The organism is Bacillus sp. SRB3LM, assembly GCF_015712745.1.
GTDB lineage: Bacteria > Bacillota > Bacilli > Bacillales > Bacillaceae_G > Bacillus_A > Bacillus_A thuringiensis_K.
Map to the genome: position 1 here is coordinate 1 of NZ_VWVQ01000072.1, position 6,331 is coordinate 6,331.

Below are 6,331 nucleotides of genomic sequence, written 5' to 3' on the forward strand. Positions count from 1 at the left end.
CGTTTCATCATACTGTTTTTTCATCTGAAACACCTCTTATATAGAATAATTTATCTCTATACTGTGTTCCAGTTTTACTGTACCACCTCATAGAAACGGTAGGAAGAGAACAAGATACCACTCTAAATCATGCTATTTCTTCTGTAAAAAGAAATGGCACGATTATTGTATTAGGTGTTTTTCCAGAAAAATATTCATTACCTATAGAAGCTCGAACTTTATTTTATAAGGAGATTTTATTAATCGGGGCAAATTCCTATAATAAAATGGATTTTGTGGAAGCTGTTCAACTCATAAAAGAAAGACGGAAATTATTTCAAAACTTTATTACTCACTCATTTCATATAAAAGATTTCGAAAAGGGATATAAAGCGCTAAAATTAAAAAAGAAGAATACAATTAAAGTCATTTTTAAGAATTTAGGTGTTAGCAAATGATAAAAGCAATTATATTTGATCAAGATGGAACGCTATATGAAAGAGAACATCTTTTATATCAACAAATTCAAAAAAAGACCAGAGAATGGATATGCTCCAAAAAACAAATTTCCGAAATTCAATATATAACATTAATAGATCGACTAAAAAAAGAATATCCGAATCCCATTAAAGGGTTTCAATCTATAGGGATAGCTGCCCATGAATATCACCAAGAAGTTTTTGATAAGGTTTATCCGCAACATTTTCTAGAACCAAACGAAAAATTAATACAATGCTTGGATGCGATTTCCATTCCCATGTTTGTAGTCACATTATCGTCTAAAGTATTTTTATACCAAGTGTTATACTCATTGGGTATAAAAAAACAATTTGAACAAACGTATTCACTCGGGGGTATAGATACTACCGTTCAAGATAAAATTCTCATTTATGAAAATATTAGGTCTCAATTAAATCTTACTAGTTCTGAAATGATGATACTGGGTGATAATTATGTCGTAGATTTAGAAGATGCACATAAACTAGGCTATCACGTTTTTGAAATCACAAATACTCCGAGGTTAATTACTATTTTAGCGAGTCTACAAGAAGAGGCTATTCAAAATGAGAAATAAAATATTCATTTTATTGAGCGTTATTTTTACTATGATCATTGCATCAATGGATGCAACTATCATGAATACTACAATGCCGAGAATCACACAAGATCTGGGACAATTTGAACTATATTCTTGGTCTTTTGTATCTTATATGATAATGGGGACAATAACTGCTCCCATTGCCGGAAGGTTATCAGATTTATTTGGAAGAAAAAAGATTTTCGCTACGGGGATAGGTATTTTTATAATCGGTTCATTATTATGTGGGTTTTCACAAACTATGACACATTTGATTATCTTCCGTATGATTCAAGGAATAGGTTCAGGAATTATGATGCCATTTCCGGCCATTATAGCTGGGGATTTATTTTCAATCGAAAACCGTAGTAAGATTCAAGCTTGTTTTACTGCTGTATGGGGACTTTCTGCTATACTGGCTCCTAGTTTTGGCGCATTATTTGTAGAGTATTTATCTTGGAGATGGGTTTTTTATATAAATATTCCCATTGGACTTATTTCTCTTTGGATGCTATTACCCTATAAAGAAGATTTTTACCCCAAAAAAACAACCATTGACTATATGGGAGCTCTGATGTTTGCACTAGGTATTAGCATGATATTAATGTCCTGCCAAAGCCATGATTTCCAGATTCCGTTAGGTATGATTGGAATTTTAATTCTTATCCGCTTTTATTTTTATGAAAAATCTCATTCGGCTCCTATCATTTCAATGTCTATCTTTTATCATTCTACGATACGCTGGATTAATATTGGTGGGGCAATCGGATGCGTAGCTTTATTTGGCACATCTACCTATATACCTCTATTTTTACAAAAGGTGGCTCACCAACCTGTTTTTAATAGTGGATTTGTATTATTTGGTATGTCTATAGGCTGGATGTTTGTTACTATTCCGATTGGTAAATTTATCATAAAATACGGATATCGAAACTTATTAATTATAGGAAATTTATTATTGGCTTGTTCCGGTTTATTACTATTTTTACTACAGGTACATTCTCCATTTTGGTATGTATTTGTAATCATGATTATACAAGGTAGTGGATTTGGTATCGTTTCTACTGTAAGTAGTATCTCTGTACAACAACTTGTAGATTCCTCTGAAAAAGGTAGTGCGACCGCTTTTCTTATGTTCACTCGCAATATGGGAGCTGCGATTGGTGTCACTTTAATGGGGGTTCTATTAACAAATGCTTCAAGTTTAATGCAAGGGATTCATCACATGTTTCTTTTCTCGCTTTTCGGGAGCATCGTAGCACTTTTCACAACATTCTTGATTCGTAATCATAACATTTTTCCAAAATAAAAGAATTAAAATAAAATGACATAAATATATTTTGCTCACTCATACTATCCTATATGGATAATATATGAAGAATCTATTTTTAGGAGAACTGAATATGAATATAGAAGAACTATTAAGTGATTTTTCACGTACAACAGAAGAAGTTTTTTCATTAGAAGAATTGAAATCCTTACTACATGAAAAAAATAAACTAAATATTAAATATGGTGTAGATGTAACTGCACCATATTTACATCTTGGTCATGCTGTAAACTTATGGATGTTGAGAAAGTTACAAGATCTGGGGCATAAAGTACAATTCTTAATTGGGGATTTTACAACTACAATTGGGGATCCTACAGGAAAAAATAAAACTCGTCCTATTATTTCGCAACAAGAAATCGAGCAGAATACATTAAAGTTTATAGAGCAAGCCAAAATGATTTTACGTTTTGATGATCCCCAACTATTAGAGATAAGACGAAACTCAGAATGGTATAACAATATGAGTGTATCTGAAATTTTAAGATTATTATCTTTAGTCACACATTCAAAACTCATTTCCAGAGATATGTTTAGACAACGAATTCAGAATTCACAAGATATATATGCATGAGCTGATTTATCCTATTTTTCAGGGGTACGATTCTTATATGTTAAATTCGGATTTAACAATTATCGGATCAGACCAATTATTCAATGAGATGTTAGGACGTTTTTTCCAACTTAAGTTTCAACAAACGCCTCAAGTAATTATTACATCTAAAATTACTAAGGGAATTGATGGAAAAGCAAAGCAAAGTAAAAGTTTAAATAATTATATTGGTTTAGGGCATTCACCGAAAGAAAAATTTGGGCGTGCAATGACATTACCTGATGAACTAATTGTCACATACTTCGAAGTATATACTGATTTGAATATGGGAGAAATTTCAGAAATTCGATTAGATATACGAAATGATCCTTTGAAATATAAGAAATTTTTAGCACAGAAAATCGTAGAGCGCTATCATGGACCTAGTATCGCATTAGAAGAACGACATTGGTTCGAAAATGTGTTCTCTAAAAAACATATTCTAGAAGATATTCCTTGTATTACCTTAACTACTTCATCAATTCATCTCATTGAATTAGTACATAAAGCAATGGGTGAACATGAAACAACAAAAAGTACCGTTCGTAGATTAATTAATCAAGGCGCTGTACGAATTGATGGAACTCAAATTATGGATCTTCAAACAACTGTTACAATTCAGAATAATACAATATTAAAAATAGGAAAAAGAAATTGGTATAAATTACAGATTATTTAAAATACTAAAGTAATCCATCTGTATTCATTCTTGTCGCAATGTTTTTGATTACATTTAATCCCCGATTCCTTATTTACCTATGAAATCGGGGATTTGTTGTCCAAAATGTGCCTAAACTTACATTTTTTTAAAATGGTATGGTGAGGCCTAATAGTTCGATAGATAATTGGTTCGATTGAATGATTCCTTTCTTCCTAGAAATTTTTCAAACCGTGAATTTAAAAAAATTCCAACAAAATAAGGAACTTGTATTAGATACGATGGAAATGTTGGTCAAAAAAGAGATTTGCATGAAACCATTCTCCATTCAAATCACGAATTCCAGTACACATATCATGTCTACAATTAGGTATCATTGGTAGCCACTCTCATAAAATAACGCTTATATTGATTCATTTTTCTCCGCTTTTAAATCGGAGATGTTGTATGTGAATCATCTTAAAACAGAAAAATATCTAATATAAGCAATTGAAGAAGATATTTACTTTTATAACTATAAACGTTTCCAAAAACGACTCAACCATCGAGCTCCAATAGAATATCGAATCTCGATGGCTGCTTAGTCTTTTTAATCCTGTCTACTTGACAGGGATAAGACCAAAGTCCAAGTCTTTTTTGGTAACAAGTAAACGCGCATCTAGAACGAGTAGTATCCAACTCTTATTAGAATATGGATATTATACATATGATATTCCATCATCGATGAAATGTGTTCTTTCACATCATTTGTAAAGATTTGATTTGTTGTATAAGAATAAGACGTTTTTTGTTGTTTTTTTTTGTTGTTTTATCATTTCTAATTCCAGCAACCTTTTCTTCATACATAAAAAATCTTGTGGTATGTCTTCTTGAATGCCTATTTCTCGTAATAAATGATAAAAGTAATTTCTCTGTTTTAGTGTAGAATTTCTTTGTCTCATAGTATGTTCGATCTTCTTGAGTATATTTTTACATGAGATAAAGTCAATCTCAAGTCCCATCTGCTCCCATTTTAAAAATAAAGAAGAATTTTTAAAATAAACAACCAATATCTCTACTAGAGAATCTGTCACAATTAGTGTCTCTTCTGTAACACATGCATAATTTGTATCTTCCAAATAATAGCGTAATATTTTAAATAAATCCGAGCGGAAATTTTGCTGCAACGAAGAAACTAGCTCTGAATATAACATTTTAAATACAGTCCTTTCTAATTTGTCAAACTGAATAATTGCTCCAATAGTATGACTACCATTCTCTTTTCAAGACCTGTCTTTTTAGATTAGCTGTTCTTTATCAAATAAAAGTTGCTTCCTCTTTGTAATGAAACCAAATAATATGGTATTTATCTCATAAATAATAGAGTCTAATGTTTCACTACTTTTCTAAATACTCTTGAATTTGAGCAATTATATGCTTGGCACATTTCTCACTTAAAGTTTTCACTAGAAGACTTGCCTGTGATAAGATATTGCAGGTTATAAAGTTTTAATTGTTAGGTTTAACCTTCTATATATATTTCTATCGTATCTTGTTTTGAAATCCCTATTTTTCTCCGGTAATATTTTAGGGTGTAAAATATTCCTAGGTGATATATTGTGCAGACAACATCTAATTTTCTTAAATACACAACTATAATTATTAAAAGATGCATGTTTGGATACTACTTTCTTTGAGTTATTTATTGTGTTGCCTCCACATACCATTGTTTTTATACTAGGTATCCCATCCACTCATAAAATCAGCCGTATGATCAGGAATACTATATTTTTTATTCTTCTTTTTTCTTTTCACATTTTTTGGATATCTGCTTTCCATTTTTTACATACATTTTTTTATTACTCATTTTATATGTAAACCCCTTTAATGCACTCACGTACAGAAAAGAATTTGCTATCATGCAGGCTCTTCCCTAGAATGACAAAAGTAACTTCTACCATACTTTTTCAATTATTATCATAACTAATTAACATAATAAAACCTAGAAATTCTTCAAGATGAATCGTTCCTCTTTTTTCGAAAATCAGACAAAATTCTTCTTTTCGTCTTATACAACAAAGAAGTAATACCAGATTGTATATTCTTAAGATTAATTTTGGGGTTTATTCCACTTAAAAAGAAATAACTATAGTAGGTGTTTCTCAAGTCAAGGTAAGCTGGTGTCTCTAATCTATTGTCTGTAGGCCTCACCATACCATTTTGAAAAAATGTAAGTTTAGACACATTTTGGATAACAAATTCCCGCTTCCTTATACACCTATGGCATCGGGGTTTAATCTTAATTAAAAACACTATGAAAAGAATGAATATTGATAGATCCCTTTAATATTTTGAATACTATGGAATTTATATTAATTTCTTTTTCTATTTTTAATATAGTATCATTTTCAGGTCACGTAGTGTTTCTAATCCATTAGTTCAAGTAAATGCAAAACATGAAAGGAATCCAGGTATAAATTTTTATATTTAGACTTTAGATTAATACGATTCTTGTTAAGCCTGAGAATTAAAATTATAGAAAATATTGTTAACAATATTTTTTTCTACATATGATATATAGAATCTAAATATACTTTGGTGTGAGAACGAATGAAAGGATTGATACAATTAAACATTGTACAAAAAAGGAGGATGATGTATGTCCCAACCCAATATGCCGAATATTACCCCCAATATATCATTAACAAGAGATGT

General features: G+C 30.6%; 3 protein-coding genes and 1 pseudogene. 3 read left to right on the top strand and 1 reads right to left on the bottom strand.

Going from position 1 to position 6,331, the window contains the following annotated elements; translation table 11 throughout:
* The first annotated feature begins 433 nt into the window (after positions 1-433).
* From F3I02_RS21065 to tyrS, 3 genes and pseudogenes are all read left to right on the top strand, one after another.
* Positions 434-1,054 carry an HAD hydrolase-like protein gene (locus tag F3I02_RS21065; RefSeq protein WP_196478382.1) on the top strand — a complete coding sequence of 207 codons (621 nt, stop codon included), beginning with the start codon at positions 434-436 and terminating at the stop codon, positions 1,052-1,054.
* Complete coding sequence (locus F3I02_RS21070) at positions 1,044-2,366, top strand: MFS transporter (RefSeq protein ID WP_196478383.1); 1,323 nt, start codon at positions 1,044-1,046, stop codon at positions 2,364-2,366. The genes F3I02_RS21065 and F3I02_RS21070 overlap by 11 nt, the downstream gene beginning before the upstream one ends.
* Positions 2,367-2,482: 116 nt before the next feature.
* Positions 2,483-3,655, top strand: a pseudogene (gene tyrS / locus F3I02_RS34100) (tyrosine--tRNA ligase); the annotation flags it as partial.
* 725 nt (positions 3,656-4,380) lie between these two features.
* Here the strand turns inward: tyrS and F3I02_RS21085 are convergent.
* The gene (locus F3I02_RS21085; protein WP_196478386.1) at positions 4,381-4,830 is read right to left on the bottom strand and encodes a hypothetical protein; all 450 of its coding nucleotides are present in this window, start codon (positions 4,828-4,830) and stop codon (positions 4,381-4,383) included.
* Between the last annotated feature and the right edge of the window lie 1,501 nt (positions 4,831-6,331).